Below are 26276 nucleotides of genomic sequence, written 5' to 3' on the forward strand. Positions count from 1 at the left end.
TGCCTGGTCGTTCAGCTGGCTAACGGATGAAATAAATCGTGGCGAACAGGCCGATCCACACAATGTCGACGAAGTGCCAGTAGTACGAAACGACGATCGCCGCAGTGGCCTGTGCAGGCGTGAACTTGCTGACCTTGGTGCGGACGATCAAGAAGACGAACGCGATCAGGCCGCCGATGACGTGCATGCCGTGGAAGCCGGTCGTCATGTAGAAGACCGATCCGTACACGCTGCTCGAGATCGTCGTGCCCTCGTGCACCAGGTGGTAGTACTCGTAGCCCTGGCCGAGCACGAAGAACGTGCCCATGGCGAGGGTGAGCGTGTACCACCGCCGGAGACCGAAGACGTCACCCTTCTCTGCCGCGAACACACCCATCTGGCAGGTGAAGGAAGACGCGATCAGCACCAGAGTGACCGGCACGGCCAATGCGAGATTGAGCTCGGTCGGCTCCGGTGGCCAGTTCCCATTCGCCTGTGCTCGTGCAACGAAATACATGGCGAAGAGCCCTGCGAAGAACATGAGCTCGCTTGACAACCACACGATGGTGCCGACGCTGACCATGTTTGGCCGGTTCAGCGAGTGCACGCGCTGGGTGATTGCCGATCCTGAAGTCCCTACTGCGCTCGTCACGCTGAGAAGTATGACGCTTCGTCGTAAAGGAAAGCCACCCGGGTCCTGCCTCGGCGCGTCGATGCAGGTCAGGGGCTATTCCGCTGCGGTCGAGGCGGCCATCGGCGGACGTGACAAAGTAGGCACATGGAACTCAGGCGTGGTGTCGCTCGTTGGATAGGCGGAATTCTGTCCAGGCGCTCGCCCGCGCCGCTCGATCGGGCCCGTCCGGACCTGATCGTGGTGGCGTCCGGATTCGATGACGTGGAGGCCTGTTCGACGGTGCTCGAGCGCGGTGCGGTGGGCGATCCCGCGTGGATTCCCAACGCCGAGGCCGTCCTCCGACATCATCTGCGACTGCCGGCTGCCGCCGTCGAGCAGGCAGTCGACATCGCGGCCCAGGACGGATACCGACCCGTCGGTGATCCTGAGCCGTCGGATGACACGAACGTGCTCCTGCGGCTCGAGCGGGTGCAGGTTCTCGACGCCCTGCACTGTTCGCAGGAGCGCTCGCGCATGGCCGGGCTGGCCCAGCGACTGGACGGGACCGCGCTGGGCTGGGAAGGGCTGCAGCCGTCCGCGGCCAGTGAGTGATCAACGTCGCGCGCACGCGCACTAAGCTGCGGGGCGACGGTGCCCACCGGGTACCGGGTGAACGGGCAGCGAAAGCGAAAGGGATCGCGATGGTGCGGCAGTCGGTAGCGCAGGGCACGGATCGAGTGGCGGGCGCAGTCGACCGGAGCTGGCCCGCGATCCTCGGCGCCCTCACCGACGGCCGGGACCTGACCGCCGACGACACGGCGTGGGCGATGGACGAGATCATGTCCGACGCCGCGACGTCGGCGCAGATCGCGGCGTTCGGCGTCGCCCTGAAGATGAAGGGTCCGACGCCCGCCGAACTGCGCGGTCTCGCCGACTCGATGCTCGGGCACGCCCGCACGGTGCCGGTGTCGCCCGACGTGGTGGACATCGTCGGCACCGGCGGCGACCGGTCGAACACCGTCAACATCTCGACCATGGCGTCCGTCGTGGTCGCGGCGTCCGGGATCCGCGTGGTCAAGCACGGCAATCGAGCGGCGTCGTCGAAGAGCGGCGGCGCCGACGTGCTCGAGGCGCTCGGCGTGCACATCAACCTCGGTGCCGCGGACGTGGCGCGGTGCGTCGAGGAGGTCGGCATCGGCTTCTGCTTCGCGCCAGTCTTCCACCCCGCGTTGCGGTTCGCGGGAGCGCCGCGCAAGGAGATCGGTATCCCGACGGTGTTCAACGTCCTCGGCCCGCTGACCAACCCGGCTCGCCCGCGCGCCGGACTCATCGGCTGCGCATTCGAGGACCTGATCGAGGTGATCGCGGGCGTCCTCGCCGAGCGCGGCAACTCCGCGCTGGTGGTGCGGGGCGACGACGGCCTCGACGAGCTGACCACGTCGACCACGTCCGTCGTGCACGTGGTGTCCGGGGGCGCCGTCACCATGCAGAAGCTGGATCCGACCGACCTCGGTATCGCCCGGGTGTCGCTCGACGCCCTGCGGGGCGGTGACGCCTCCGACAACGCCAGGGTCGCGCGCGGGATCTTCGCCGGCGACGCGGGCCCGGTCCGCGACGCGGTGCTGCTGAACGCGGCCGGCGCGATCGCCGCCTTCGACGGCCTCGAGAAGGGTCTGGAGGAGTCGCTGACCGCCGGTTTGGCCAAGGCCGCCCACGCGATCGACTCCGGGGCGGCCGCGGCCCTGCTCGAGCGGTGGGCGGCATTGACCGTCGAACTGGCGGCCGCCCCCCGCTGAGCCCGGCACGCGCGGTCGGGGGCGGTCCTACTCGCCGATCGAGAAGGCCGCCTCGACGTCCGCGCTCGAGTACGACTGGAACGCGATGTGGGTCGCGGTCTTGATGACGCCCGCCACCTTGTTGATGCGCTCGGTGACGACCTCCGCGATCTGCGCGTGGTCGCGGACCTTCACGATCGCGATCAGGTCGATGTCGCCTGCGCACGAGTAGACCTCGGACACCCCGTCGAGGTCGGCCACCGCCTGCGCGGTCTCCGGGATCCGGTCGGCCTCGGCGTGGATCAGGACGATCGCGTTGATCATGTCGCTCCTTAACTGTGCTGACGTTCGATCAACACAGTAGGCGGTTGCGCGGCCCGCGCGAGCGTGCACCAGGGCTCCCAGGACCCGGCCCCGTGGGCGGGCTCGCACCAGCCGTGGCTCGTCCGGACGATCCGCACGCCGTCGCCGTCGAGCCAACGGGCGATGACCGCCAGTTCCTCGGGCGAGGCGCCCCGCAGGGGCGTCGCGTCGGGCAGGACGGTCTGGGCGGATGCGACCAGCGCCTCGACGACCGGCATGGGGGCAATGCCGCGCCGGGCGACGCCGGCGGCCGCCAGGCGTCCGGAACGGATGACGGCGACCTCCCAGCCGCCCTCGGCGGCGCGGCGGGCGGCGATCAGTTCGTCGACGGCGGCGAGTGCCGCCAGGCGCTGCATGCGGCGCAGGGCGAGCCCGAGGGCCGCCCCGCGGTCGCGCAACCGGGCCGCGCTCTCGAACAGTTCGGCGGCCGCGAGCTCCTCGACGCGTGCGCGCATGTGCCGCAGCGGCGTGTCGTCCTCGCCCCGAATCAGTGCCCGCGCGAGGTCGGGGGCGATCCTGTACCCCTCCTCGTCGTCGGCGACCGCGGGGCAGCCGCCGATCTCGCGGGGCGGGCACTTCGGTCCGTGCCGCTGTCCCTTCCCGATCCGCGTCGTACAGGTCCGCAGTCCGCAGAACTCGGCGACGGTCAGCGCCGCGTCGGTGGCGTCGGTCCGGGACCGGAACGGGCCCAGCGAGTCCGCGGTGGGCGTACGGACCACGGAGAGGCGCGGAAACGTCTCCGCGGTGAGGGTGACCCACCATCCGCGCATCGGGAACTTCGATCGCCGGTTGTACGGCGGCACGTGCGCGCTGAGCAGACGTAGCTCCCGAACGCCGGCCTCGAGTGCGTGCGCGCACTCGACGTGGTCGAGCCGGGTGGCGAGCGCGACCATCTCCTTCATACGTCCGCGCGTCTCGGAGCCGGTGAAGTAGGTGCGGACGCGCCGGCGCAGATCCACGGCCGTCCCGACGTACAGCACCTCGTCGGACGGCCCGCGGAAGAGATAGACACCCGGAGTGCGGGGCAGATTGCTCGCGAGCGTGCGCTTGGCGCGCTGCTCCGCCGACACGCGCGGCAGGTAGTCGAGGAGTTCGGGCAGGCTGTGCACGCCCTGGTTACCGACGCGGCCGATGAGGGCGTGGAGGACGTCGACGGTGGCCCGGGCGTCGTCGAGGGCGCGGTGTGTCGGCGTCGTGTCGGCGCCGAACAGCGTCGCGAGCGCCGACAGCTTCACCGAGGGAGCCTCGTCCCGGCTGAGCACCCGGCGGGCGAGCTTGACGGTGCAGAGCACTTGGAAACGGGGCCAGGGGATCCCGGCGCGGGCGGCAGCGGCCTTGAGGAAGCCGACGTCGAATCCGGCGTTGTGGGCGACCAGCACCGCCCCGCGGGCGAACTCGAGGAAGGTCGGCAGGACGGTGTCGATCCGCGGGGCCCCGCGCACCATCGCCGTCGTGATGCCGGTGATCTCCACGATGTACGGCGGGATCGCTCGTCCGGGGTCGACGAGGGTGCCCAGTTCGCCGAGGATCTCGCCGCCCCGGACCTTGACCGCCCCGATCTCGGTGATGGCGTCGGAATCGGCGCTGCCGCCGGTGGTCTCGAGGTCGACGACGACGAAAGTGGTGTCGCGCAGCGGGGCATCCAGTTCGTCGAAGGTCAGTTGACCGTCGTCGGTCGAGCGGGCGGTGCGCGGTGAACTCACGTCACGAGACACTAGGGCCGTCCACCGACAGGGCCCTTGGACCCTGTTTCGCGGGGAAGAGACGAGCATCACAATTCGACTTTCGCGTCCACGCCTGCGGGGTTCGCGATCTCTGTTGTGCGAGAGCGGTTTCGACGCCGTGTGCGGGACTCCGGGAGCGGCCCGGCGGTGCGGTGTGGATCCGCCGGGCGCGCGGGCGGAAGTGGTGGTGACCAGTGCCGACGCCGACCGCGGCCGGTCGGGTCCCGATCGCCGCGGCGTCGCCGGGGCGCCCCGGGGCGCGGTGAAACCGAACCGCTTGTTATCCGGTCGTGATCTCGCGTCGCCCGATCCGCGCCGAAGGCGGACAAAACGGGCGAACGCGGCGAATTCCGCGCGTTGGAATCGACATGACGGATGCGCTTTCGTAATCTTCTCGAGACCTAGCGGAGTCTGCCGCCCCACCCGGAGCGGCATCGCTGGGCCCGCCTAATCGAAGCCTCCTCGGGGGCGACGTGCCGGGAACCCAAGTTTCTCTGGGGTGAATCCCGTCGAAGCCGCGCAAGCGGTGTCGGCGGGTAGGGCTGATCTTCCCAGCCCGAACCCGTCAGCTAACTCGGTCGGCGGACGAACGGAAGAAACGGAGTTCCCTTTCTCGTGGCGTCATCTACTTTCAAGCGTTCCGCGCGACGCGCAGCCGTTGCCGGCGCTCTCGCCGTCGGAGCGGTCACGGTCACCGCAGCGCCGGCGCTGGCCGACGCGATCAACGTCCCGGGTGTCGGCACCGTCGAGGTTCCCGGTGTCACGCAGGCTCAGGTGGACGCCGCGATCGCGTCCGTGACGCAGGGCATCGGCACGGGAAGTGCCGCTGCGCTGCCCGCTCCTGTGGCCGCACCCGTGATGAGCGTGGGGGAGAAGGCGTTCAAGGCTGCCGAGAGCAAGCTCGGCGCCCCCTATGTGTACGGCGCGGCCGGCCCGGACGCGTTCGACTGCTCGGGTCTGGTGCAGTGGGCCTACAAGCAGGTCGGCCTGAGCCTCCCGCGCACCAGCTACGACCAGGCCGCCGCAGGTGTCCCGGTCTCGCGCGACGCTCTCCAGATCGGCGACGTGATCTCGTTCTACGGCGGCAGCCACTCCGGCATCTACGCCGGTAACGGCAACGTCATCCACGCGTCGACCGCGGGTCAGCCGGTGAAGATGGCTCCGGTCTCGTCGATGCCCTTCGACGGCGCGCGTCGTTACGCGTGATGCGCTAGGAGTTCTTGCGGGCGGGGCGGTTCCGACATCGGTCGGGACCGCCCCGCGTGCATTTGCGGGCGTTTTTCGTGCGTGGTTTGTGGCATTCACGACGATGCGCGATTTGTCCGACTCCGAAGTAGACACGGACATATGCCATTCCGTAACCTGTTCGAGACCTTGCGGAACCCATCGCCGGTCTGTGTGGTGGAGACGAATCCAGAAACGGAGAGTCGCGCTGCTGTGCCCTCGCAGAAGATGAAGCGCTCGATGTGTACTGCCCTGGCGACGGGAGTCCTCTCCCTGACCCTCGTCGGACTGCCCGCCGCCTCGGCCGGCGCAGACCCCGTCGTGAACAACCCGACCGAGGCATTGGAGCGGCTCGCCGAGCTGTCGCGCGAATCCGAACGCACCACCGAGGCCCTGCACGACGCGCAGATCGACCTGGACGGCAAGCAGACGGCGCAGCGCGACGCCGAAGCCCGCCTCGCGGGTGACCGAGATGCTCTCGCAGCCGCACAGGCTCGGATGGATCAGTTCCGGCCCACGGTGAACAAACTCGCGGCCGCCAGCTACCAGGGCGCGCGCACCAACCGGCTCTTCGCGGTGATGGTCAGTGACTCGCCGCAGCAACTCCTCGACCAGATGTCGGCGCTCGACGCGATCTCGAACGAGACGTCGAAGGCGGTCTCGCAGTTCAAGGCGGCTGCGACCGACGCCGAGGCGGCCGCGGAGGCGTCGCGGGTGTCCGCGGACACGGCGCGCGCGGCCACCGAGCAGGCCAAGGTGGTGAGCGACGAGCTGCAGAGCAAGCAGAGCGAGCTGCAGAAGCAGATCGACTCGGTCACTGCGGCGTACGACCGGCTCACCGGCGCCGAGCAGGCGCAGCTCGCCGGCACGTCGTTCCCGTCCGGCTTCGACGCCGGTCGTATCCTGGCCGGCCTGACCCCGGGATCCGGATCCGCCGCGCTGCAGGCGGGTCTCACCCAGGTGGGCAAGCCCTACAGCTGGGGTGCGACGGGACCCGACGCCTACGACTGCTCCGGCTTGGTCGTGTGGGCGTACCGGCAGATCGGCAAGACCTTGCCGCGGTCGAGCCAGGCGCAGGCTCAGGGTGGCATCCCCGTCGACCGGAGCGCGCTGCAGCCCGGCGACGTCGTGCTGTTCTACAGCGACGCGTCGCACGTCGGCCTGTACGCGGGCGACGGAAACGTCCTGCACGCGTCGACGTACGGCACGCCGGTGAAGGTCGAATCGATGGCGTCGATGCCGTTCTACGGGGCGCGTCGCTACTGAAACGTCGGCGTCGATCCGATACACGGTCCGCGAATGGGCCCGATATCCAGGGGTATCGGGCCCTTTCGCGTTTCCGGCTCCTACACTTTCGGTCGTGTCCGCTGAAGATCACACCTCGAGCCCCCCGCCGAAGCGGCGTGTGCGGCGATGGGAGTGGGTGGGGCTCGGGGGCCTCGGCATCGCCGTGGCGCTCGTGCTGTCGCTGACGGCATTCGATCACGAGGCCGACGTGCCCGACGTTCGCGACGCCGCGCCGGTCGCCAACCCGTACGAGGACGGGCGCCGCGCGGGTGCGCAGGCCGTGCTCGACGAGTGGGCGCGGGCGGTGCGGTCCGGTGACACCGCGGCGCTTCCGGGGCTGTTCGATTCCGCTGCGGCGCCCGGGTTCCTGGACGCGGAGATCCGGCGCGCCCGGAACGCGTCCCAGGTGCCGTTCTCCGAATTCGGCTACGACATCGGGCTCGACCCGGAGGTCCCGGTCGGGTCGGCGATGGCCGACCAACTCGGTGCGTCGGACGTGTGGGCGCCGACGGTGTACTTCCGGTACGCGATCGCCGGCGCCGACGCCCAGCCGACGCGAAAGCCCGTCGCACTCCTGCTGGCCCGCCGCGGGGACGAGTGGAAGCTCGTCAGCGACGCGGGCGTTCCCGGATCCGGTCGTGAAACCTGGCGAGGCCCTTGGGATTTCGGCCCGATGATCGCGCGCGTCGTGCCCGGTGAGGAGGGTCGGTCGTCGATCGTCCTTGGTCACCCGGGACAGTCGGCGATGGTCGATCGCCTCGCCGGTGATCTCGGCGAGGCGGTCGCTCACGTCACCGACGCGTGGGGCCAGGACTGGTCCCGTCGGGCGGTCGTGGTGGTCGCCGGCTCCCAGGAGGAGTTCGCGTCGCTGGTCGGCACCGCGCACAGCGGCGCCGACATCGCCGCCGTCTCGGTCTCGGACGCGGTGGACCTGCGGTCGCGGACCGCGTCCGGTCAGCGGATCGTGTTCAGCCCCGGGGCCGCCGACCGGCTGACGGACCTCACCCGGGTGTCGGTGCTGCGGCACGAACTGACGCACATCGCCGCACGCACGGTCACCCAGGACGGGTCGCCGCTGTGGATCCTCGAGGGGTACGCCGACTACGTCGGTTACCGCGGCATCGAAGCGACGTTCGGCGCGCTCGCGCCGACGCTGGCGGCCGCGGTGGCCGCCCACGGTCCGCCGACGGCCTTGCCGACGGACGCGGACTTCGGAGCCGGGGGCGACACCGCGCGCCGGGCCTACGAATCCTCCTGGTCGCTGGCCGCATTCGTCGCCAGCGAGTACGGGGAGGAGCGGCTGGACTCGCTGTACCGGGACCTGGCGCAGGGGCGGGCGTCGGCGGACCAGCTCGACGCCCGGATCCGTGACGCGCTGGGCATCGGCACCGACGCGTTGGTCCAGGGGTGGGGGACCTGGGTCGAGAAGCAGCTGGCGTGACCCTGGTTCCCGGGGTGGTGGCTTCGGCACCTACGGTGGACACATGCGTCGAACCCTGTTGGTGACGAACGATTTTCCACCACGGCCCGGTGGGATCCAGTCGTACCTGCACACCTTTGCCGCCCAGCTGCCCGCCGACGACCTGGTGGTCTACGCCCCGCGCTGGCGCGGCGACAGTCACATCCGATTCGACGCCGAGCAGCCGTACGAGGTGGTCCGCCACCCCACGACACTGATGGTGCCGACCCCGTTCGTCGCCCGCCGTGCCGCGAAGCTCGTCGAGAAGTACCAGTGCGACAACGTGTGGTTCGGTGCCGCCGCGCCGCTGGCGCTGCTCGCGCCGACGGTCCGCCGGGCAGGGGCCCGACGGGTGATCGCGTCGACGCACGGCCACGAGGTGGGGTGGTCGATGCTGCCCGGCGCACGCCAGGCCCTGCGACGCATCGGCGAGCACACCGACACCGTCACGTACGTGAGCAAGTACACGCGCGGGCGGTTCGCGTCGGCGTTCGGACCGCACGCGGCCCTCGAGCATCTTCCGTCCGGTGTCGACACGGACGTGTTCCGTCCCGATCCGGCCGCGCGGGCCGAGCTGCGCGCCCGCTACGGTCTCGGCGACCGGCCGACCATCCTGTGCCTGTCGCGGCTCGTGCCGCGCAAGGGGCAGGACCAGCTGATCCGGGCGCTGCCCGCGATTCGGCGGAGCATCGACGGTGCCGTGCTCGTGATCGTCGGCGGCGGCCCGTATGCCGAACGGCTGCATGCGCTCGCGCACGAGTGCGGCGTCGGCGACCACGTCGTCTTCACCGGCGGGGTGCCGGCCGCGGAACTGGCCGCCCACCACACGATCGCGGACGTGTTCGCGATGCCGTGCCGGACGCGGGGCGCGGGCCTGGACGTCGAGGGTCTCGGCATCGTCTACCTCGAGGCGTCGGCGACCGGGGTGCCGGTGATCGCCGGACGGTCCGGGGGAGCGCCGGAAACGGTCGTCGAGCACGAGACCGGGCTCGTGGTCGACGGGACGTCGGTCGAGGACGTTGCCCAGTCGGTGATCTCGGTGCTGTCGGACCGGGAGCGGGCGGCCGCGATGGGGGCCGCCGGCCGCGAATGGGTGAAGGCCCACTGGCGATGGGACGTGCTGGGGGCCCAGCTGCGCAGCCTGTTGGCCTGAAAAGCACGGCGCCCGCGATCCTTTCGGACCGCGGGCGCCGGTGTCGGGGCTGCCTACTTGCTGTAGATCTGCTCGATGTCGTCCGCGAAGCTCTGGTGGACGACGTTGCGCTTGAGCTTCAGCGTCGGGGTGAGCTCGCCGGTCTCCTCGGTGAAGTCCACCGGCAGGATGCGGTACTTCTTGATGGCCTCGGCGTGCGAGACGAGCTTGTTGGCGTCCGCGATGGCCGCGTCGATCTCGGCGGTGAGGTCGGCGTCCGCCAGCAGTTCGGCGACGGTGGTGCCGGCCGGCTTCCCGTTGCGCTCGTTCCATCCGGGCAGTGCCTCGGCGTCGATTGTGATGAGCGCGCCGATGAACGGCTTCTGGTCACCGACCACGATCGCCTGGCTGATGAGCGGGTGGGCGCGGAGGTGGTCCTCGAGCTGGGCCGGTGCGACGTTCTTGCCGCCCGCGGTGACGATGATCTCCTTCTTGCGGCCGGTGATGGTGATGTAGCCCTCGGAGTCGACGGTGCCGAGGTCTCCGGTGTGGAACCAGCCGTCCTCGATGGCCTCCGCGGTGGCGGCCTCGTTGCGCCAGTAGCCGGTGAACACGACCGGGCCGCTCAGCATGATCTCACCGTCCTCCGCGATGCGGACGGAGTTGCCGGCCAACGGCTTTCCGACGGAGCCGACCTTCTGGTTGCCGATCGTGTTGACCGCGAACGCGGCGGTGGTCTCGGTCAGGCCGTAGCCCTCGTAGATCGTGACGCCGATGCCCCGGAAGAAGTGGCCCAGTCGGGCGCCGAGCGGTGCGCCGCCCGAGATCGCCAGCTGGCACTTGCCGCCGAGCGCCGCCCGCAGCTTGGAGTACACCAGCTTGTCGAAGACGGCGTGCTTGAGGTTCAGCAGCAGACCGGGTCCGCCGTTGTCCTTCGCCTCGCTCCACGCGACCGCGGTGGTGGCGGCGGCGTCGAAGATCTTGCCCTTGCCCTCGCTGTGCGCCTTCTGCCGCGCGGTGTTGTACACCTTCTCGAACACGCGGGGCACCGACAGGATGAAGTCCGGCTTGAACTCGCCGAACGTCGGGACGAGGTTCGGAATGTCGCTGGTGTGGCCGAGCGTCGCGCCGGCGTCGAACGCGGCGATGCTGACGGCGCGGGCGAGCACGTGCGCGAGCGGCAGGAACATCAGCGTGCTCACCCCCGGCGACGTGAGCAGTTCGCCGAGGTTCGACACGACGATGCCCTTCGACTCGGCGATGAGGTTCGAGTGCGTGAGCTGGCAGCCCTTGGGTCGTCCGGTGGTCCCGGAGGTGTAGATCAGGGTCGCCGGGTCGCTCGACTTCAGCGCCGTCGCCCGGGCCCGGACCTCGTCGTCGGGGATGTCGGCCCCGTCCGCGCCGAGGATCGCGACCGCGCCCTCGTTGCCCGCGGAGGGTTCGATCTGGAGGACGGCGCGCAGATCGGGCGCGGCCTCGGCCACCTCGGCGACGGTCTTCGAGTGCTTGTCGGTCTCGACGATCAGGCCGATCGCGCCGGAGTCCTCGAGGATCCACCGCACCTGGTCGGCCGAGGAGGTCTCGTAGATCGGCACCGTGACACCGCCCGCGGACCAGATGGCGTAGTCGAGCAGCGGCCACTCGTAGCGCGTCGCGGACATCAGCGCGACCCGGTCGCCCGGCTGGACACCGCGGGCGATCAGCCCCTTCGCGACCGTGATGACCTGGTCTGCGAACTCGCGGGCCGTGACATTCACCCACGAGCCGTTCACGAGGCGCCGGTACACGATGTGCCCGGGCTTCGTATCGGCGTAGGAGAAGACGGAGTCGACCGCGGATGCGTCCTCCGGGATGGTGAACGTGGCAGGAACGCTGAACTCGGGCACGACGACCTCCGACACTGCAGATACTGACGAGTAGGGTTTGCTGGTCCTCACGATAGACCGGGGCAGCGTGATGTGCGGCACTGCCACCTACCTGCGGCTTGCCAGATGGGCATCCGTCCAGGTGTAGTCCAGATCACGGACCGAGACGCGCATGTGTGAAGCTGTGAGAGTGAGCAGCATTCAGGTCGCCGACCAGACTTTCGTAGCAGCAGCCCCGGAGAAGGTGGCTGCCCGCGTGTCCGTGCCCGCGCGTTGGCGCGCGTGGTGGCCGGATCTCGTCCTCGACGTGCGCGAGGACCGGGGCGAGAAGGGTATCCGCTGGAGCGTCGCGGGGCCGCTCACCGGGACGATGGAAGTGTGGCTGGAGGCGGTCATGGACGGCACCGTCGTCCACTACTTCCTGCACGCGGAGCCCACCGGGGTGAGCCCGCAGGGGCTGGCATCGCTCGATCTCGCCGGAATGAACCACGCCCGCCGCCTCGCCGGCAAGGAGATGACCTTCGAACTCAAGAAGCAGCTCGAAGCAGGCCGACCCGCGGGCGAGCCACCCGCGTAGGGAATTGTGCGTCCGCTCGGGAATCATGTGAGATGAACGTGCGGTGAGACGCGTCGTGCGCCTCTCCAGCCCGCTGTGAGCCCTTTCTGAAAGGAAGCGTCCGAGGCATGGCCGAGAAGACCAAGCGGTCGATCACCATCGACGCACCCGCCGAGCAGATCATGGGTGTGATCGCCGACTTCGACTCCTACCCGGCATGGGTGGAGGCGGCGAAGTCCGTCGAGGTCCTCGCGTCCGGGCCCGACGGCCGTGCCGAACAGGTCCGGTTCGTGCTCGACGCCGGCATGGTCAAGGACACGTACGTGTTGCGCTACCGCTGGGCGGCCGACGGGATGTCGGTCAGCTGGGAGCTCGTCTCCGGCGAGATCCAGAAGGCCCAGATCGGCTCGTACGCGCTCGAACCCGAGAACGACGGAACGCGCGTCACCTACGAGCTGACCGTCGACCTCACCATCCCGATGATCGGGCTGTTCAAGCGCAAGGCGGAGAAGGTCATCACGGACACCGCGCTCAAGGAGCTCAAGAAGCGGGTGGAGGGCTGAGCGCCACCGAATCCGGCCGCGGCGGTGCCCAGGTCCGGCTGTTCCTCGGCAAGGGCGGGGTGGGACGCACGACGATGGCGGCGGCGACGGCCGTCGCCATCGCCGGCACCGGACGGAAGGTGCTCCTCGCATCGCTCGACCAGGCGCACTCGCTGACCGAGGTGCTCGACCGTCCCGTCGGACGCGGCCACGAGACCCCGGTGGCAGCCGGACTCGACGCCGTCGAGATCGACACGCTCGCACTGCTCGAGGAGCGCTATCGGGGACTCGTCGCGGTGCTCGCGCTCGGCGGATCTCACGATCACGGGGCCCAGTTCGCCGATCTCGCGCCCGAGGAACTGACGGGGTTGCCCGGCGTCGAGGACCTGCTCGGGCTGGGCGAGATCGTCCGGCTCGCCGAGCAGGGACGCTGGGACGTCGTCGTCGTGGACTGTCCGCCGACGGCGGACGCGCTACGGGCGCTGGCCCTTCCGGACACGGTGTCCGGGTACGTCGATCGGGTGTGGCCGCAGCACCGGCGCGTCACCGCGGCAACGTCGTCGGACACGCGCCTGGCGTTCGCGGTCGCGATGCTCGACCGGGTCCTCGACGCGACCGCGGCGGTGTCGGCGCTGCTGACCGACCGGTCCAGGACCGCAGTGCGCGTGGTGACGTCGGCCGAACGCGTCGGGCTCGCCGAGACGCGGCGTGTCCTGTCCGCGGCCGCGCTCGCGGCCCTGCGGGTCGACGCGATCGTCGTGAACAAACTTCTGCCGCAGCTCGATTCGGGTGTCGACGGGGGCGGTGTCGGTGACTGGTACGGCACGCGCCGGGCCGCGCAGCAGGACGCGCTCGCCGATGTCGGGGCCGCGTCGGACGCGGCGGCGGTCCTGTCGGCCGACCACCTGGCCGCCGAGCCGATAGGGTGGGATGCCCTCGACGGTCTCGCGCGCACGGTGTACTCCGATCGCGACGCGGTCGATCCGTCGGCGGAGTCCCTGAACGACCGCACGCCGGTGCGGGTCGCGCTCGAATCCGGTTCGGGCGACCTGGAATCGGTGTACGCGATGCGGATGCACCTGCCGCTCGTCGACCCCGGGACGTTGACGTTGGGACGAGTGGAGGACGACTTGCTGGTGGGGGCGGACGGTAGACGCCGTCGTGTGCGCCTGGCGTCGGTGCTGCGTCGCTGCGTCGTGCGCGACGCGGACTTCGACGGGGCCGATCTGGTGGTGCGGTTCGTCCCGGACCCGGCAGTGTGGCCGCAGTGACCGGGGACCACGCCGAACTCACCGCGGAACTGAGGGCACTCGCGGAAACCGTCCTCGAACGGCTCGAGCCGATCCTGCAGAAGGTCGCCGCACCGGTGCCCGCGGAGCAGGTCGGGGACGCCGATTCCGGTCCCGCGTGCAGCACCTGCTCGTGGTGCCCGCTGTGCGCCCTGGCCGCCCTGATCCGTGGTGAACAGCACGATCTCGTGACGCTGCTCGCCGGTCAGGCGTCGGTGTTGCTCACTGCGCTGCGCGAGGCGCTCGACGCCCACGATCGCGCCGCCGGCGAGGCCGCAGCGGCGCCGTCCGACTCGTCGGCGTCGGCGTTCGTGCCGATCTCGGTGACGATCAAGGATCGCGAGCCGAGATAGGCGGTACCCGGCGTACCGCCTCCGGGTCCGGGTCGGCACAATCAGCGAGGTGGACAGCACCGAACTTCTCACCGTGGGCGTCGACGTCGGGGGAACGAGCATCCGGGCATCCGTCGTCGACGGTGACGGTGAGGTGCTCGACGTGACGCACGTGCCGACGCCGCACTCCGAGGACGCCCTCGAACACGGCATCGACCGGGCCGTCCGGGAACTCACGAACCGTCACGACGTCGCGGCGGTCGGCCTCGCGGTGGCGGGATTCGTCGACTCCGACCGCACCACGGTCCGGTTCGCCCCGCACCTGCCCTGGGTCGACGCGCCCGTCGCGCGCAGCCTCGGGAACCGTCTGGGCCTGCCCGTCGTCCTCGAACACGACGCGAATGCCGCGGCGTGGGCGGAGTGGCGCTTCGGCGCGGCCGCGGGCGGGCGCAACGTCGTCGTCGTCGCGATCGGCACCGGGATCGGGGCCGCACTGCTCATCGACGGCAGCCTCTACCGGGGAAGCTTCGGGGTGGCTCCGGAACTGGGACACCTGCAGGTGGTTCCGGAAGGCCGCGCGTGTGCGTGCGGCAAGCGGGGCTGCTGGGAGCGGTACTGCAGCGGCACGGCCCTGGTCGACACGGCGTTGGAGCTGCTCGCCGCGGACCCGTCCGCATCGACGGTCCTGGCCCGCGACGTCGCGGTCGATCCGGGCACGTTGACCGGCCGCCGGATCGCGGCGGCCGCCTCCGACGGGGACTCGTTGGCGCTGGCCACGTTTACGGATTTCGCGAAGTGGCTCGGGGTGGGCCTGGCCACCGTCTCGGACGTCTTCGACCCCGACCTGATCGTGATCTGCGGCGGCGTCGGCAGCTCCGCGCCGCTGTTCCTCGACGACGCCCGCGAGCACTATGCGCGACTGGTCACCGGTTCCGGGCATCGCCCGCTCGCCCGGATCAGGCACACCCTGCTCGGCGAGGCTGCCGGGATGATCGGTGCCGCGGACCTGGCGCGCGCGTCGTTGCGGGATCGCGCGCGCGGGAACTGAACCCGGAACCGCGCATCCGGGTAGAAGCGGGCGTCGCCCGGCCACCTGTGGCAGCGGTCGAGACTGCTGAGTACAGTCTTGGGCAAGGCGAGTCCGGGTCGAAGCCGGGGCGAACCCGAGGGGACTGAGCGCTCGGACGGAAGGACACCATGTGGTACTGGCTGTTTAAGTACGTGTTGTTGGGTCCTGCGTTGTGGCTCCTCAGTCGACCGAAAATCGAAGGCGCCGAGAACATTCCGACGGACGGCCCGGCGATTCTGGCCAGCAATCACCAGGCAGTGCTCGATTCCTTCTTCCTCCCGCTGCGGTGCCCGCGGCGCATCACGTTCCTCGCGAAGAGCGAGTACTTCACCGGCACCGGATTCAAGGGTCGGTTTCAGAAGTGGTTCTTCTCGGCCGTCGGCCAGGTGCCGATCGACCGCACCGGCGCTTCCGCCGCGAAGGACGCTCTCGACGCCGGCCTGCGGGTCCTCGCCCAGGGCAAGCTGCTCGGTATCTACCCGGAGGGCACCCGCTCGCCCGACGGTCGGCTGTACAAGGGCAAGACCGGGATGGCCCGTCTCGCGCTCGAGTCCGGCGTCAAGGTCATCCCCGTCGCGATGATCGGTACCGCGAAGGTCAACCCGATCGGCTCGCGCGTGTGGCGGCCCGCGAAGGTCACCATCCGCATCGGCGAGCCGATCGACTTCTCCCGCTTCGAGGGCATGGGCGGCAACCGGTTCGTCGAGCGTGCCGTCACCGACGAGGTCATGTACAAGCTGATGCGCCTGTCGGAGCAGGAGTACGTCGACATCTACGCGGCGACGCTGAAGAACCAGCCGTCGGACGCGAACCCGGCCCAGTCGGCCGCCGACGTCGCCCGCGTGCCCGACACCCAGGCCGGCTAGTCCTGACGCCTGCGGTGCCGCGCCCGAACCGCCGCACACTGCGCCGGATCGTTCTGTTCGCCGCGTCCGGGGCGTTCGCCGTCGTCGGCGCGCCGGCAGCATGGATCCGGATCACGGCCGCCGGACACCTCTACGACGTCGACGGCGCGCCCGATGCGCCCGTCGCGATCGTGCTCGGCGCGCGGGTGCGCGACGGACGACCCATGAAGTTCCTCCGCGGCCGCCTCGACGCCACCGCAGCCCTCGTCCGGGCCGGCGCGGTGTCCGTCGTCCTCGTCTCCGGCGACGCCCGGGGCCGGTCCGGCGACGAGATCGCGGCGATGACCGAGTACCTCGTCGAGGCCGGGGTGGACCCGCGCCGGATCGTCGCCGACCCGTACGGGCTCGACACGTACGACACCTGCGTGCGGGCGTCCCGGACGTTCGGGATCCGCCGCGCTCTTGTCGTCACCCAGCCGTTCCACCTGGCGCGCACCGTCGCGCTCGCCCGCCGCGCCGGCATCGACGCCGACGGTGTCCGGGCCGGCCGGGCCGGTGGCCGCAGGTCGACGCTGGTGAAGAACTCGATCCGCGAACTGTTGTCGTACCCCAAGGCGGCGCGGGACGTCCTGCGGGGACGGGATCCGAAAGTGGTGTCGGCGCCGGTGGATTCGGTGGCCGACGCGCTCGCGCGATAGCAGCCCCGCAGTTCGGACGCCGGGTATCTTCCCAGTGGTGTCAGCAGTGTCGTTCGCACGCACCCGGCCCCGCCTGTTCTGGTCGTTCGTGGCGGCCGTGATGGCGATCCTGTACGCCGGGTCGCTGCTCGTGTACGGGCTGACGGAGCCCGACCCGGACGGCGATTCGACGGCCGAGTCGGTCGGGGACGACGAGGTGGTCGTGATCGTGACCCCGAAGGCGATGCACCCCACGGCCGATCGGCTCGACGCGGAGGTCAGCATCGCGCCGGGCGCGAACTTCTACACTCCGCGCGGCGACACGCTGGCGGCGCCGATCAGCCTGCACATGTCGCCGACCACGGCCCGTACGGAGTTGGTGTTCCCGGCCGGATCCGTGCCCACCACGCGCGACGTGCAGTTGATCGTCGACGGTCAGTCGGGGAAGTGGCCGTTCGACCTGTTCGGCATCGAACCGCTGGTCGTCGAGGCCTACCGTGGGGTGGGGGACGAGGTCGAGGTCCACCGCACCCGGGTCGTGGTCGACGAGCGGATCGAGGGATGGCAGCTGAGCTACGACCCCGTCACCGTCGAGAAGGAACTCTCCCTGACCGGCAGCGGTCTCGCCGTGAGCGTGTACCGATCGGCCGGCACACTCGTCTACGCGCTGATCCTCCTGGCGATGATGATCATCCTGGCGGTGCTCGCGGCGTTCGTCGCGATCCAGACCGCGCGTCGTCGTCGACTGGTGCACACCGACATGCTCGGGTGGATGGCCGCGATGCTGTTCGCGGTCGTACCGATGCGCGGGATCCTGCCCGGCAACCCGCCGATCGGCTCGTGGGTCGACATCGCGGTGACCCTGTGGGTCGTGGTGACCCTCGTCGGCGCGCTGGCCGTGTACGTGTTCTGCTGGTGGCGTGATACCGCGGCCGAGGACGCGTCAGGCCACCGGCGAGAGGTGCGCGGTCCCGTCGACGCCGCTCCGGTCGGCGGTGGCGAGCCGTCCGACGAACACGGCGATGGCCACGATCACCGCGAGGGCCCACCACACGTACGACGACGCCAGGAACTGGTCCCACAGCGGCCAGTCGGTGCCCTCCCAGCGCCCGTGACCGAGCCGCCAGTGCGGTGCGGTCACGAACAAGGCCCAACTGGCCGCGACACCGACGCCGAGGACGATGCTGCGCCGTCGGTACGCCTCGACCCCGACGAGCAGCAGCAGCGGAGCGACCCAGACCCAGTGATGTGACCACGACACCGGGGAGACGAGCAGCCCGAGCAGCGCGTTGACGAACAGCGCCAGCGCCGTCGCCCCGGCGGCGAAGGCGCGGTACATCGCGACGGCCGCGAGCACGAGTACCGCGGCGCTCAGGGCCAGCCACAGCACGCTGCGCAGCGACGGATCCATGCCGAGGCGTGCGAGGACACCCGTGATGCTCTGGTTCGCCGGGTACGCGGGCCCGCCGATCCGGCCGGAGTCGAACAGCGTGTCCGTCCAGTACTGCCACGAATCCGCACGCGTGAGCACGAACCCGAGCGCCCCGAACGCGACGAAGCTCAGCCCCGTCGTCACGACCGCGCGGAAGTCCTTGCGCACCAGGAAGAACAGCACGAACACCGCGGGCGTGAGCTTGACCGCGGCGACGAACCCGATCAGCACACCGCGCGGCCACGGGGTCTTCTTCAACAGGCAGTCCGCCGCGACGAACGTCATCAGCAGGATGTTCACCTGGCCGTAGTCGAGCGTCGAGTACACCGGCTCGAGCGTCAGCGCGGCCCCGGCGGCGGCCAGCGCCGTCCACAGCAGTGTCGTGCGCGGTGCGACCCCGATCGACGCGAGCGTGAGCACGAGCGTCGCGAACAGCGCCACGAGCGACAGCGCGGTGAGCACGATCCCCGCCGCCTCGAGGGAGATCGCCGACATCGGGCTGAACACCACCGCCGCGAGCGGGGGATACGTGAACGGCAGGCCGACGCCCGACAGCGTCGGCGGCATCGCGCCGTACAGGGGACCTCCGTCGGCGAACACCGACCCGCCGAGACGGTAGACGTCCAGGTCGATGCGGTAGTAGAAGCCGACGTCGCGCAGCCCCGGGATCCCGACGAGGTGGTAGGTGGCGCCGAAGGCGCAGGCCAGCACGATCACGACCCGTGCGGCGATGCCGAGCGGTGAACGCCACCGAGACGGCGTCGTCGAGGGGTCGCCGCCCTCGGCGGGGGGCCTGCCGGCCGGGGCGGCTGAGTCGCTTGCGGAGTCGTCTCGGGGGGTGCGCACCAATCCATCCTTCTACGAACAGGGGGCGCGGTGTCGAGTGCCCCGGCGCGCGGGCATAGGCTCCCCCCGTGCGCTACTTCTACGACTGCGAGTTCATCGAGGATGGTCGCACAATCGAGCTCGTCTCGATCGGTGTGGTTTGCGAGGACGGACGCGAGTTCTACGCCGTGTCCACCGAGTTCGATCCGGAACGGGCCGGTAAGTGGGTGCGCCGCAACGTGCTGCCCAAGCTGCCCCCACCGGCGTCGCCGTTGTGGAAGAGCCGCGCGCGGATCCGCGACGACCTGATGAAGTTCCTCGTCCCGCGGCCCGGCATCGAACCGGAACTGTGGGCCTGGGTCGCGGCGTACGACCACGTTGCGCTGTGCCAGCTGTGGGGTGCGATGACGGAACTGCCGTCGAACATGCCCCGCTACACCCGCGAGCTGCGCCAGCACTGGGAGTACCACGGGTGCCCGCCGCTGCCGCCGGTGCCGGACGACGCGCACGACGCGCTCGCCGACGCCCGCCACAACCTTGCGAAGTTCGAGGCGATCGAGGCTTTTCGCGCCGTTCGGTGAGGGGAATCACCGGCCGTGATCGGTGCAACGATTCCCTGTGAATGGGGGCCTTTGCTCACTCGCGCCGGGCGAGGCGAATATCCTGTAGTGGTGAACTGGACTGTCGATGTTCCGATCGACCGCTTGCCCGAACTGCCGCCGCTGCCTGCCGCCATGCGCGAGCAGCTCGACGCCGCACTCGCGAAGCCGGCCGCACAGCAGCCGCAGTGGCCCGCCGATCAGGCCGCGGCCATGCGCACCGTCCTCGAGAGCGTGCCGCCGATCACGGTGGCGAGCGAGGTGGAGGCGCTGTCGCAGAAGCTGGCCGAGGTGGCGCGCGGGGAGGCCTTCCTGCTGCAGGGCGGTGACTGCGCGGAAACCTTCGCGGACAACACCGAACCGCACATCAAGGGCAACATCCGAACGCTGCTGCAGATGGCGGTCGTGCTCACCTACGGCGCGAGCCTGCCGGTGGTCAAGGTCGCGCGCATCGCCGGCCAGTACGCCAAGCCGCGCTCGTCGAACACCGACTCGCTCGGACTGCAGTCCTACCGCGGCGACATGGTCAACTCGCTCGTCGCCGACGAGGCCGTGCGGGTGCACGACCCGTCGCGTCTGGTGCGGGCGTACGCGAACGCGAGCGCCGCGATGAACCTGGTGCGCGCGCTCACCGGCTCCGGGATGGCCGACCTGCACAAGGTGCACGACTGGAACCGTGAGTTCGTCGCGTCGTCGCCGGCCGGCGCCCGCTACGAGGCCCTCGCCGCCGAGATCGACCGTGGCCTGCGGTTCATGAACGCGTGCCGCGTCACCGATCCCAACCTGCAGACCGCGCCGATCTACGCCAGCCACGAGGCCCTCGTGCTCGACTACGAGCGCGCGATGCTGCGGCTGGACAACACCGACGACCACCCCAAGCTGTACGACCTGTCGGCGCACTTCCTGTGGATCGGCGACCGCACCCGCCAGCTCGACGGCGCACACGTAGCGTTCGCGGAACTGGTGTCGAACCCGATCGGCCTCAAGATCGGTCCCACCACGACGCCCGAGCAGGCCGTCGAGTACGTCGAGCGCCTCGACCCGACCAACAAGCCGGGCCGCCTGACGCTGATCTCGCGCATGGGCAACCAGAAGGTGCGCGACCTGCTGCCCCCGATCATCGAGAAGGTGCAGGCCACCGGACACCAGGTGATCTGGCAGTGCGACCCCATGCACGGCAACACACACGAGGCCACCACCGGGTACAAGACCCGCCACTTCGACCGCATCGTCGACGAGGTGCAGGGGTTCTTCGAGATCCACAACGGTCTCGGCACGCATCCGGGCGGCATCCACGTCGAGCTCACCGGCGAGAACGTCACCGAATGTCTCGGTGGCGCACAGGACATCTCGGACGTCGACCTGTCCGGGCGCTACGAGACTGCGTGCGATCCGCGCCTGAACACCCAGCAGTCGCTGGAGCTCGCGTTCCTGGTCGCGGAGATGCTGCGCGACTGAGTCCCACCGACGGCCGCCGAAGGGCCCCTTCCTACGCGTACAGCGCGTGAAGGGGCCCTTCGGCTGTCAAGGGGGGTCCGGGCTCGTCCCGACGATCAGAGCAGCGACGTGAGGGTGACGGTGCTGCCGGGTGCCACACGGTCGCCGGCGCCGGGGGTCTGCGAGATGATCAGCGACCGGTCCGAGCTCACGATCTGACGCACCTCGTAGGGCAGGCCCAGCCGGTCCAGTTCGGCCTTCGCGGCGGACACCGAGCGGCCCAGCAGCGACGGGACCTTCACCGCGTTGGACACCGTCAGCACCACGCTGGCGCCGGCCTTGACGGTCGTGCCCACCGCCGGATCGGTTCCGACAGCGTTACCCGCGTCGACGTTGCCGGCGAAGACCTGCTGCACCTCCCGCACCGTGATCCCCACCGAATCGAGGGTCTTGCGGGCCGCGTCCTCGGACTTGCCCGACACGTCGGGGACATCCACGGGCGGGGCGCCCTTGCTGCGGATCATCCGGACCTGTGAGCCGACGGAGAGCATCGTGCCCGGCGCCGGTTCGAGGGCCGCGACGGCGCCGACCGGCACCCGCGCACTGAACGCCTCCCCACCGTCGACGGGAACGAACGTGCGCTCGCGCAGTCCGGCCTCCACCGCGGCGACGTCGCCGCGGCCGGTCACCTCGGGCACCGTCGGCCGGCCCAGGGACACGAGCAGCGTCACCACCGACCCCCGCCGGACCTTCTCGCCGCTGCCAGGATCTGTCCCGACGAGCGAGTCCACCGCGACGGTGTCGGAGTACGTGCCCTTCGTCTCGGTCGACAGTCCCGCGGCCTCGATGGTCTGCGTGGCGGCGGCGGTGTCCTGTCCGTCGATCACGGGGATCGCCGCGTACCGGCCGGAACCGAGCCACCATCCGCCGAATCCGACGGCGACCGCGATGAGCAGTACCACCAGCAGCCACACGAGAACCGTCCGCCGGGACCCGCGCAGACGGGCCTCGATGTCGCCGAACGGGCGCGAGGTGGGGCGGTCGGAGTCGTCGGATCCCGCCTCGGGTGGTCGCGGCGTGACGGTCGTGACGACCTTGGTGTGCTGCACCGCGTGCGGACCACCCGCGTCGGCCGCCGGCGTCGGCATCACGGTCGTCGGATCGTGCCCGGGCGCGGCGTCCGGCTGCGGGGCGGGAGGCAGCTGGCGGGTGGCGGCGCCGTTCGCGGTGTCCGCGGCGATCGGGACACCCGACGGCTGGACCGTGCGGCGCGGGGCGGGCACCCGGTAGTCGGGCAACTGCAGCCGGGTGCTCACCGACCGCAGCTGCGTCGCCATCGCACCGGCGTCGGCGAAGCGTTCGTCAGGGTCACGCTCGGTCGCCCGGACGACGAGCTCGTCGAACTCGGGCGGTACCCCCTCGATGAGCGTGCTCGGCTCCGGGACGTCGTTGTCGATGCGCTGATACGCGATCGACAGCGACGTGTCACCCGTGAACGGGGTGGCGCCGGTGAGCATTTCGAACAGCAGCACACCGGCCGCGTAGACGTCGCTGCGGGCGTCGGCGGTGCCGGTGGTGACCTGCTCGGGGGAGAGGTACTGGGCGGTGCCCAGGATGACGCTGCGGGAGGTGGTGTTCGACGCGGCGATCGCTCGCACGAGCCCGAAGTCGGCGATCTTGACGTCGCCGGCGTGCGAGATCAGCACGTTCTCGGGCTTGATGTCGCGGTGCACCAGGCCCGCACGGTGCGCGACCGCGAGGGCCTCGAGGACCGGCCGGGCAACCGCCGCGGCCGCGTGCGGGGGCATCGGGCCACGCTCGCGGAGCAGTTCGCGCAGCGTGCCGCCCTCGACGAGCTCCATCACCAGGAACGCGTGCTCGCCGTCGCTACCCTGGTCGTGGACGCCGACCAGACCCGGATGATTGAGCCGGGCCACGGCCCGCGCCTCGAACTCGAAGCGCGCGAGGAACTGGGGATCGGCCGCGAACTGCGGATCCATGACCTTGATCGCGACGGGACGGTCCAGTCGCAGGTCCATGCCGCGGTAGACGGTCGACATGCCACCGCGCGCGATCGGTGCATCGATGCGATAGCGCCGATCCAGCACCACACCGATCAACCCTCGACCTCCGGGATTCAAGCTCGCGCCCCCTAGCCTTTCGTGCACAGATTCCTCTCGATCGTAGTCAGCCGCGGCCGCCCGCCCGATTCCGCGATGCGGGCCGTGGTCAAACGGGGGTCCAGGACCGGATAACGTAATGGGAGTGAGTGCTATCCCTTACTGCGATGACGTGTTGGACCGGTCGATTCCGCTGCTGCAGTTGGCAGACGTGTCGAAGGGGATGGGTCTCGCGGTCACCCGCGTGCACCAACTGCTGCGCGACCATCACCTGATCGCCGTCAAGCGTGACGGCGTGCTCGGCATCCCCGAGGCCTTCTTCGGCGACGACGGGCAGCCCGTCCGGTTGCTGTCGGGGCTGATCATCGTCCTGCGCGACGGCGGATACGAGGACGAGGAGATCGTGTGCTGGCTCTTCACCGCCGACGACACCCTCCCGGGAACGCCGATCGACGCGATGCACGGAGACCGGGCCCGTGAGGTTGTCCGCCGTGCCCAGTCGATGGCCTTCTGACGGGTCCTACCGCGAGCCGGTGACCGTCCGGGCGAGCAGCGGCAGCGCGACGGCCAGGCGCCGGTGCCGCGGCACCGTGGCCCGGCGGTCGAGCACCCGGAACCCGCCGTCCTCGATCCGATCGAGGATCTCGGCATACAGCACGTATGCGGCGCGCATGCCCGGCCGGACCCGAGGCTCGAGCATGTCGAGCCCGGGTTCGGCCCGGCGATACTGCGCACGGGTGACCGCGACGAGATGCGCCAGCGCCCGGCGCAGGCGCGGATCGACGGTGCCGGTGCGGCGGCAGTGGCGCATCAGGTCGACGTCCACCCCGAACGCGCCGAGTTCGTCGGCGGGAAGGTAGACGCGTCCCCGGTCGAGATCCTCGCCGACGTCGCGGAGGAAGTTGGTCAGCTGGAACGCCTCGCCCAGCGCGGCCGCGTACGGCTCGGCCACCGCGCGGGGCACGGTGGTCCCCAGGACCGGGAGCATCTGGAGCCCGATCACCGCGGCCGACCCGTACATGTACCGGCGCAGCTCGGCCATGTCCGGGTACTCCGCCCGGAACCCCGGCGTGCCCGGAATGTCCATCCGCATCGAGTCGAGGAACGCCCGGAAGTACGCGGGCGGGATCTCGTACTGCCGGACGGTGTCGGCGAGCGCGTGAACGACGAACCCGGTGCGTGCATCGTCCACCGGGCGACCGTCGAGCGCGTCGTCCAACTGTGCTTCGACGACGTCCAGCGCGGCCGCCCGCTCCGCGGGTGAACGGCCGGCACAGTCCACGTCCACGATGTCGTCGACGGTGCGCGCGAATCCGTAGAGCGCGTACACGGCCGGGCGCCGCTCGACCGGCAGGAGGCGGGTGGCCAGGTAGTACGTGCGTCCGTGCTCGGCAGCCAGTCGCCGACAGCGGTGGTACGCCGAAGGTAGATCGTGGACCGGAGCGGTGTGGGTCACGGCGCTCGAAGGGTCACAGCGGCGACGAACGCCGCTCGGGCGTCGCCTGTGCCAGCTGATCCACGACGTGCGCGGTCGCATCGGGCACCTTCTCCGAGACCGATCGCAGCCGCAGCGGATCCACCGTCTTCAGCGCGACCGCGGCCACGACCGCGACGAACGTGGCGAGCGCGACGTGGAAGAACGTGTACAGGCCGATCGACCCGTCCGGCTGGAACACCAGCATCAGCCACGTCGAGAGGCCGACGAGGACCTGCAACGTCTTCGTCGACATCGAGAAGCCGGCGGCGATCGCGAGCGGCCACGAGTAGTACCACGGCAGGGCGGCCGGCGACAGGACGACGATCGCCACCAGGGCGACCAGTATGCCCATCACGGCGTCGCGCTCGGTCTTGCGGAACCGCCACCAGATCCAGACCAGCAGGACCGCGAGCGCGACCGCGCAGATGGTGCGGGTGACCTCGAGGACCGGTGATCCCGCGTAAACCGAGCTCAGCCCGGTGAACCACCCGGTCCCGATGGTCACGATGTGCGCCATGATCGTCGGCAGCGACAGCCAGTTGATGATCTTCGCGGATCCGGAGAGCGCCGTCAGCCAGCCGAGGCCGACGCCGGCGATCGCGGACGCGGCCGTGAAGATGGCCGCGAACACCGCGACCCCGATGCCCGCCGCCCGGACGAACGACGCCAGCGGGGTCGCCGGCTCCCGGCCCTCCGCCAGGGCACGCTCGCGCTCGTGGATCATCCAGATCCACACGATGAACGGCAGCGCGATCCCGGCCATGGCCTTGACCGCGACACCGAGCGCGATTACCGCGACGGACGCCACGTGCTTGCGGTCGAGGGCCAGCGTGATCCCGGCGACCATCAGGCCGACCATGAGCAGCTCGTTGTGCACGCCGCCGATGAGATGGATGAGCACCAGCGGATTGAGCACCGCCAGCCACACCGCGATCGTCGGCTTGCCGCCCAACTGACGAGCGAGCCGTGGCAGCGCCCACATCATGAGCGCGAGACCGGGGAGGAACGCCACACGCAGCAGCATCGTGCCCGCGATGACGTTGTCACCGGTGATCGTCGTGATGCCCTGGCCGATCAGCAGCGAGACCGGGCCGTACGGCGCCGTCGTGGTCGTCCACACGTTGCTGACGTTGTCGAGCAGGATGCCGGGGTTGACCACCGGCCCCACCGCGTACGGGTCGAAGCCGTCGCGCAGCAACGCACCCTGCGCCAGGTACGAGTACGCGTCTCGGCTGAACATCGGAACCGCTAACAGCATCGGGGCCGTCCACAGCGGCACCGTCCACAACAGGGAGCGCAGCCCGACTCGGCCGCCTATCGTCGATCGGCCCAGCCGCACCCACGCGATGATCATCGACAGGACGCCGCCCCAGATGACGATCGTCGACAGGGCGTAGCCGTGGCCGAACCGCAGCCACGACAGGCGCATCTCCTCGAGCAGCGGGTCGTGCCGGCGCACGCTACCGGCGCCGAAACCGCCGAACGTGATCATCACCGCACCGACGAATCCGAGGATCGTCGAATGTCCTTCGGGGGTCCGCAGGTAGTCGGCGCTCGCGCGCAGCCAGGACCGTTGGTTGACCGTGGCGTCGGGGATTCCGGAAGAGGCCGACATCGTTGCAGGTTCCTCCCCCGGAAGAAGCGATCGGTGACGC

At 70.2% G+C, this 26276-nt stretch carries 24 protein-coding genes, 1 pseudogene and 1 riboswitch; of the genes and pseudogenes, 17 read left to right on the forward strand and 8 right to left on the reverse strand.

The annotated features are described in order from the left end of the window. Window positions 1-19: 19 nt before the first annotated feature. Complete coding sequence (gene ctaE, locus ABI214_RS24495) at window positions 20-631, reverse strand: aa3-type cytochrome oxidase subunit III (protein ID WP_348605010.1); 612 nt, start codon at window positions 629-631, stop codon at window positions 20-22. Window positions 632-757: 126 nt separating this feature from the next. Between ctaE and ABI214_RS24500 the strand changes: the two genes are divergently transcribed. Together ABI214_RS24500 and trpD are read left to right on the forward strand one after the other, a co-directional pair. Continuing rightward, a complete protein-coding gene (locus ABI214_RS24500) occupies window positions 758-1204 on the forward strand; it encodes a hypothetical protein (protein WP_348605011.1) in 447 nt (148 codons plus the stop codon). An 89-nt stretch (window positions 1205-1293) separates the two neighbouring features. Beyond that, entirely contained in the window at window positions 1294-2388 is a 1095-nt protein-coding gene (trpD, locus tag ABI214_RS24505; RefSeq protein WP_348605012.1) for an anthranilate phosphoribosyltransferase, read from the forward strand. 27 nt (window positions 2389-2415) lie between these two features. Here the strand turns inward: trpD and ABI214_RS24510 are convergent, their stop codons facing one another. After that, on the reverse strand, window positions 2416-2691 hold the full coding sequence (locus ABI214_RS24510) for an Lrp/AsnC family transcriptional regulator (protein ID WP_280759017.1): 276 nt from the start codon (window positions 2689-2691) through the stop codon (window positions 2416-2418). Window positions 2692-2699: 8 nt separating this feature from the next. After that, window positions 2700-4502: a DEDD exonuclease domain-containing protein gene (locus ABI214_RS24515; protein ID WP_408586428.1), complete on the reverse strand. Its 1803-nt coding sequence runs from the start codon at window positions 4500-4502 to the stop codon at window positions 2700-2702. Window positions 4503-4888: 386 nt separating this feature from the next. Continuing rightward, window positions 4889-5054, forward strand: a riboswitch (cyclic di-AMP (ydaO/yuaA leader). A gap of 15 nt (window positions 5055-5069) precedes the next feature. Here ABI214_RS24515 and ABI214_RS24520 point away from each other — a divergent pair. The 4 genes from ABI214_RS24520 to ABI214_RS24535 all read left to right on the forward strand — a co-directional run bounded on the left by ABI214_RS24520 (window position 5070) and on the right by ABI214_RS24535 (window position 9577). Then, window positions 5070-5660: a C40 family peptidase gene (locus ABI214_RS24520; protein ID WP_348605014.1), complete on the forward strand. Its 591-nt coding sequence runs from the start codon at window positions 5070-5072 to the stop codon at window positions 5658-5660. A gap of 231 nt (window positions 5661-5891) precedes the next feature. Next, on the forward strand, window positions 5892-6944 hold the full coding sequence (locus ABI214_RS24525; protein WP_348605015.1) for an NlpC/P60 family protein: 1053 nt from the start codon (window positions 5892-5894) through the stop codon (window positions 6942-6944). A 178-nt stretch (window positions 6945-7122) separates the two neighbouring features. Next, complete coding sequence (locus tag ABI214_RS24530; RefSeq protein WP_348612004.1) at window positions 7123-8406, forward strand: peptidase MA family metallohydrolase; 1284 nt, start codon at window positions 7123-7125, stop codon at window positions 8404-8406. Window positions 8407-8449: 43 nt separating this feature from the next. After that, a complete protein-coding gene (locus ABI214_RS24535) occupies window positions 8450-9577 on the forward strand; it encodes a glycosyltransferase family 4 protein (protein ID WP_348605016.1) in 1128 nt (375 codons plus the stop codon). Window positions 9578-9630: 53 nt separating this feature from the next. On the opposite strand, the gene ABI214_RS24540 is transcribed toward ABI214_RS24535, so the two are convergent. Next, the gene (locus ABI214_RS24540; RefSeq protein WP_348605017.1) at window positions 9631-11442 is read right to left on the reverse strand and encodes an AMP-dependent synthetase/ligase; all 1812 of its coding nucleotides are present in this window, start codon (window positions 11440-11442) and stop codon (window positions 9631-9633) included. 169 nt (window positions 11443-11611) lie between these two features. Between ABI214_RS24540 and ABI214_RS24545 the strand changes: the two genes are divergently transcribed. From ABI214_RS24545 to ABI214_RS24580, 8 genes and pseudogenes are all read left to right on the forward strand, one after another. Continuing rightward, complete coding sequence (locus tag ABI214_RS24545; RefSeq protein WP_348605018.1) at window positions 11612-11998, forward strand: polyketide cyclase / dehydrase and lipid transport; 387 nt, start codon at window positions 11612-11614, stop codon at window positions 11996-11998. Between the two features lie 107 nt (window positions 11999-12105). Continuing rightward, window positions 12106-12540 (forward strand): SRPBCC family protein, encoded by a 435-nt coding sequence (locus tag ABI214_RS24550; protein WP_348605019.1) that lies wholly within the window; start codon window positions 12106-12108, stop codon window positions 12538-12540. Window positions 12541-12578: 38 nt separating this feature from the next. Beyond that, window positions 12579-13790, forward strand: a complete 1212-nt coding sequence (locus ABI214_RS24555) for an ArsA family ATPase (RefSeq protein ID WP_348612007.1) — start codon at window positions 12579-12581, stop codon at window positions 13788-13790. Next, on the forward strand, window positions 13787-14161 hold the full coding sequence (locus ABI214_RS24560) for a hypothetical protein (protein WP_348605020.1): 375 nt from the start codon (window positions 13787-13789) through the stop codon (window positions 14159-14161). Before ABI214_RS24555 ends, ABI214_RS24560 begins: the two co-directional genes overlap by 4 nt. A 49-nt stretch (window positions 14162-14210) precedes the next feature. After that, the gene (locus ABI214_RS24565) at window positions 14211-15188 is read left to right on the forward strand and encodes an ROK family glucokinase (protein ID WP_348605021.1); all 978 of its coding nucleotides are present in this window, start codon (window positions 14211-14213) and stop codon (window positions 15186-15188) included. A 149-nt stretch (window positions 15189-15337) separates the two neighbouring features. Next, window positions 15338-16075, forward strand: coding sequence for a lysophospholipid acyltransferase family protein (locus ABI214_RS24570; RefSeq protein WP_348605022.1), 738 nt, complete (start codon window positions 15338-15340; stop codon window positions 16073-16075). A gap of 14 nt (window positions 16076-16089) precedes the next feature. Continuing rightward, window positions 16090-16752: a SanA/YdcF family protein gene (locus tag ABI214_RS24575; RefSeq protein ID WP_348605023.1), complete on the forward strand. Its 663-nt coding sequence runs from the start codon at window positions 16090-16092 to the stop codon at window positions 16750-16752. Window positions 16753-16852: 100 nt separating this feature from the next. Next, window positions 16853-17641 (forward strand): annotated as a pseudogene (locus tag ABI214_RS24580) (DUF4436 family protein); the annotation flags it as partial. A gap of 33 nt (window positions 17642-17674) precedes the next feature. On the opposite strand, the gene ABI214_RS24585 reads toward ABI214_RS24580, so the two are convergent. Then, entirely contained in the window at window positions 17675-19012 is a 1338-nt protein-coding gene (locus ABI214_RS24585; RefSeq protein ID WP_408586433.1) for a glycosyltransferase 87 family protein, read from the reverse strand. 65 nt (window positions 19013-19077) lie between these two features. On the opposite strand from ABI214_RS24585, the gene ABI214_RS24590 reads away from it, so the two are divergent. Together ABI214_RS24590 and ABI214_RS24595 are read left to right on the forward strand one after the other, a co-directional pair. Further along, a complete protein-coding gene (locus ABI214_RS24590; RefSeq protein ID WP_348605024.1) occupies window positions 19078-19569 on the forward strand; it encodes a polyadenylate-specific 3'-exoribonuclease AS in 492 nt (163 codons plus the stop codon). A 90-nt stretch (window positions 19570-19659) separates the two neighbouring features. Beyond that, a complete protein-coding gene (locus ABI214_RS24595) occupies window positions 19660-21045 on the forward strand; it encodes a class II 3-deoxy-7-phosphoheptulonate synthase (RefSeq protein WP_348605025.1) in 1386 nt (461 codons plus the stop codon). 95 nt (window positions 21046-21140) lie between these two features. Here ABI214_RS24595 and pknB read toward each other — a convergent pair whose 3' ends face one another. Further along, on the reverse strand, window positions 21141-23165 hold the full coding sequence (pknB, locus tag ABI214_RS24600; protein ID WP_348605026.1) for a Stk1 family PASTA domain-containing Ser/Thr kinase: 2025 nt from the start codon (window positions 23163-23165) through the stop codon (window positions 21141-21143). A gap of 124 nt (window positions 23166-23289) precedes the next feature. Between pknB and ABI214_RS24605 the strand changes: the two genes are divergently transcribed. Further along, entirely contained in the window at window positions 23290-23658 is a 369-nt protein-coding gene (locus ABI214_RS24605; RefSeq protein ID WP_348605027.1) for an Rv2175c family DNA-binding protein, read from the forward strand. A gap of 6 nt (window positions 23659-23664) precedes the next feature. Here the strand turns inward: ABI214_RS24605 and ABI214_RS24610 are convergent, their stop codons facing one another. Together ABI214_RS24610 and ABI214_RS24615 are read right to left on the reverse strand one after the other, a co-directional pair. Next, on the reverse strand, window positions 23665-24600 hold the full coding sequence (locus ABI214_RS24610) for a phytoene/squalene synthase family protein (RefSeq protein WP_348605028.1): 936 nt from the start codon (window positions 24598-24600) through the stop codon (window positions 23665-23667). A gap of 13 nt (window positions 24601-24613) precedes the next feature. Continuing rightward, a complete protein-coding gene (locus tag ABI214_RS24615) occupies window positions 24614-26236 on the reverse strand; it encodes an alpha-(1->6)-mannopyranosyltransferase A (protein WP_348605029.1) in 1623 nt (540 codons plus the stop codon). Window positions 26237-26276: the final 40 nt, after the last annotated feature.

The organism is Prescottella soli (assembly GCF_040024445.1).
Classification (GTDB): domain Bacteria; phylum Actinomycetota; class Actinomycetes; order Mycobacteriales; family Mycobacteriaceae; genus Prescottella; species Prescottella soli.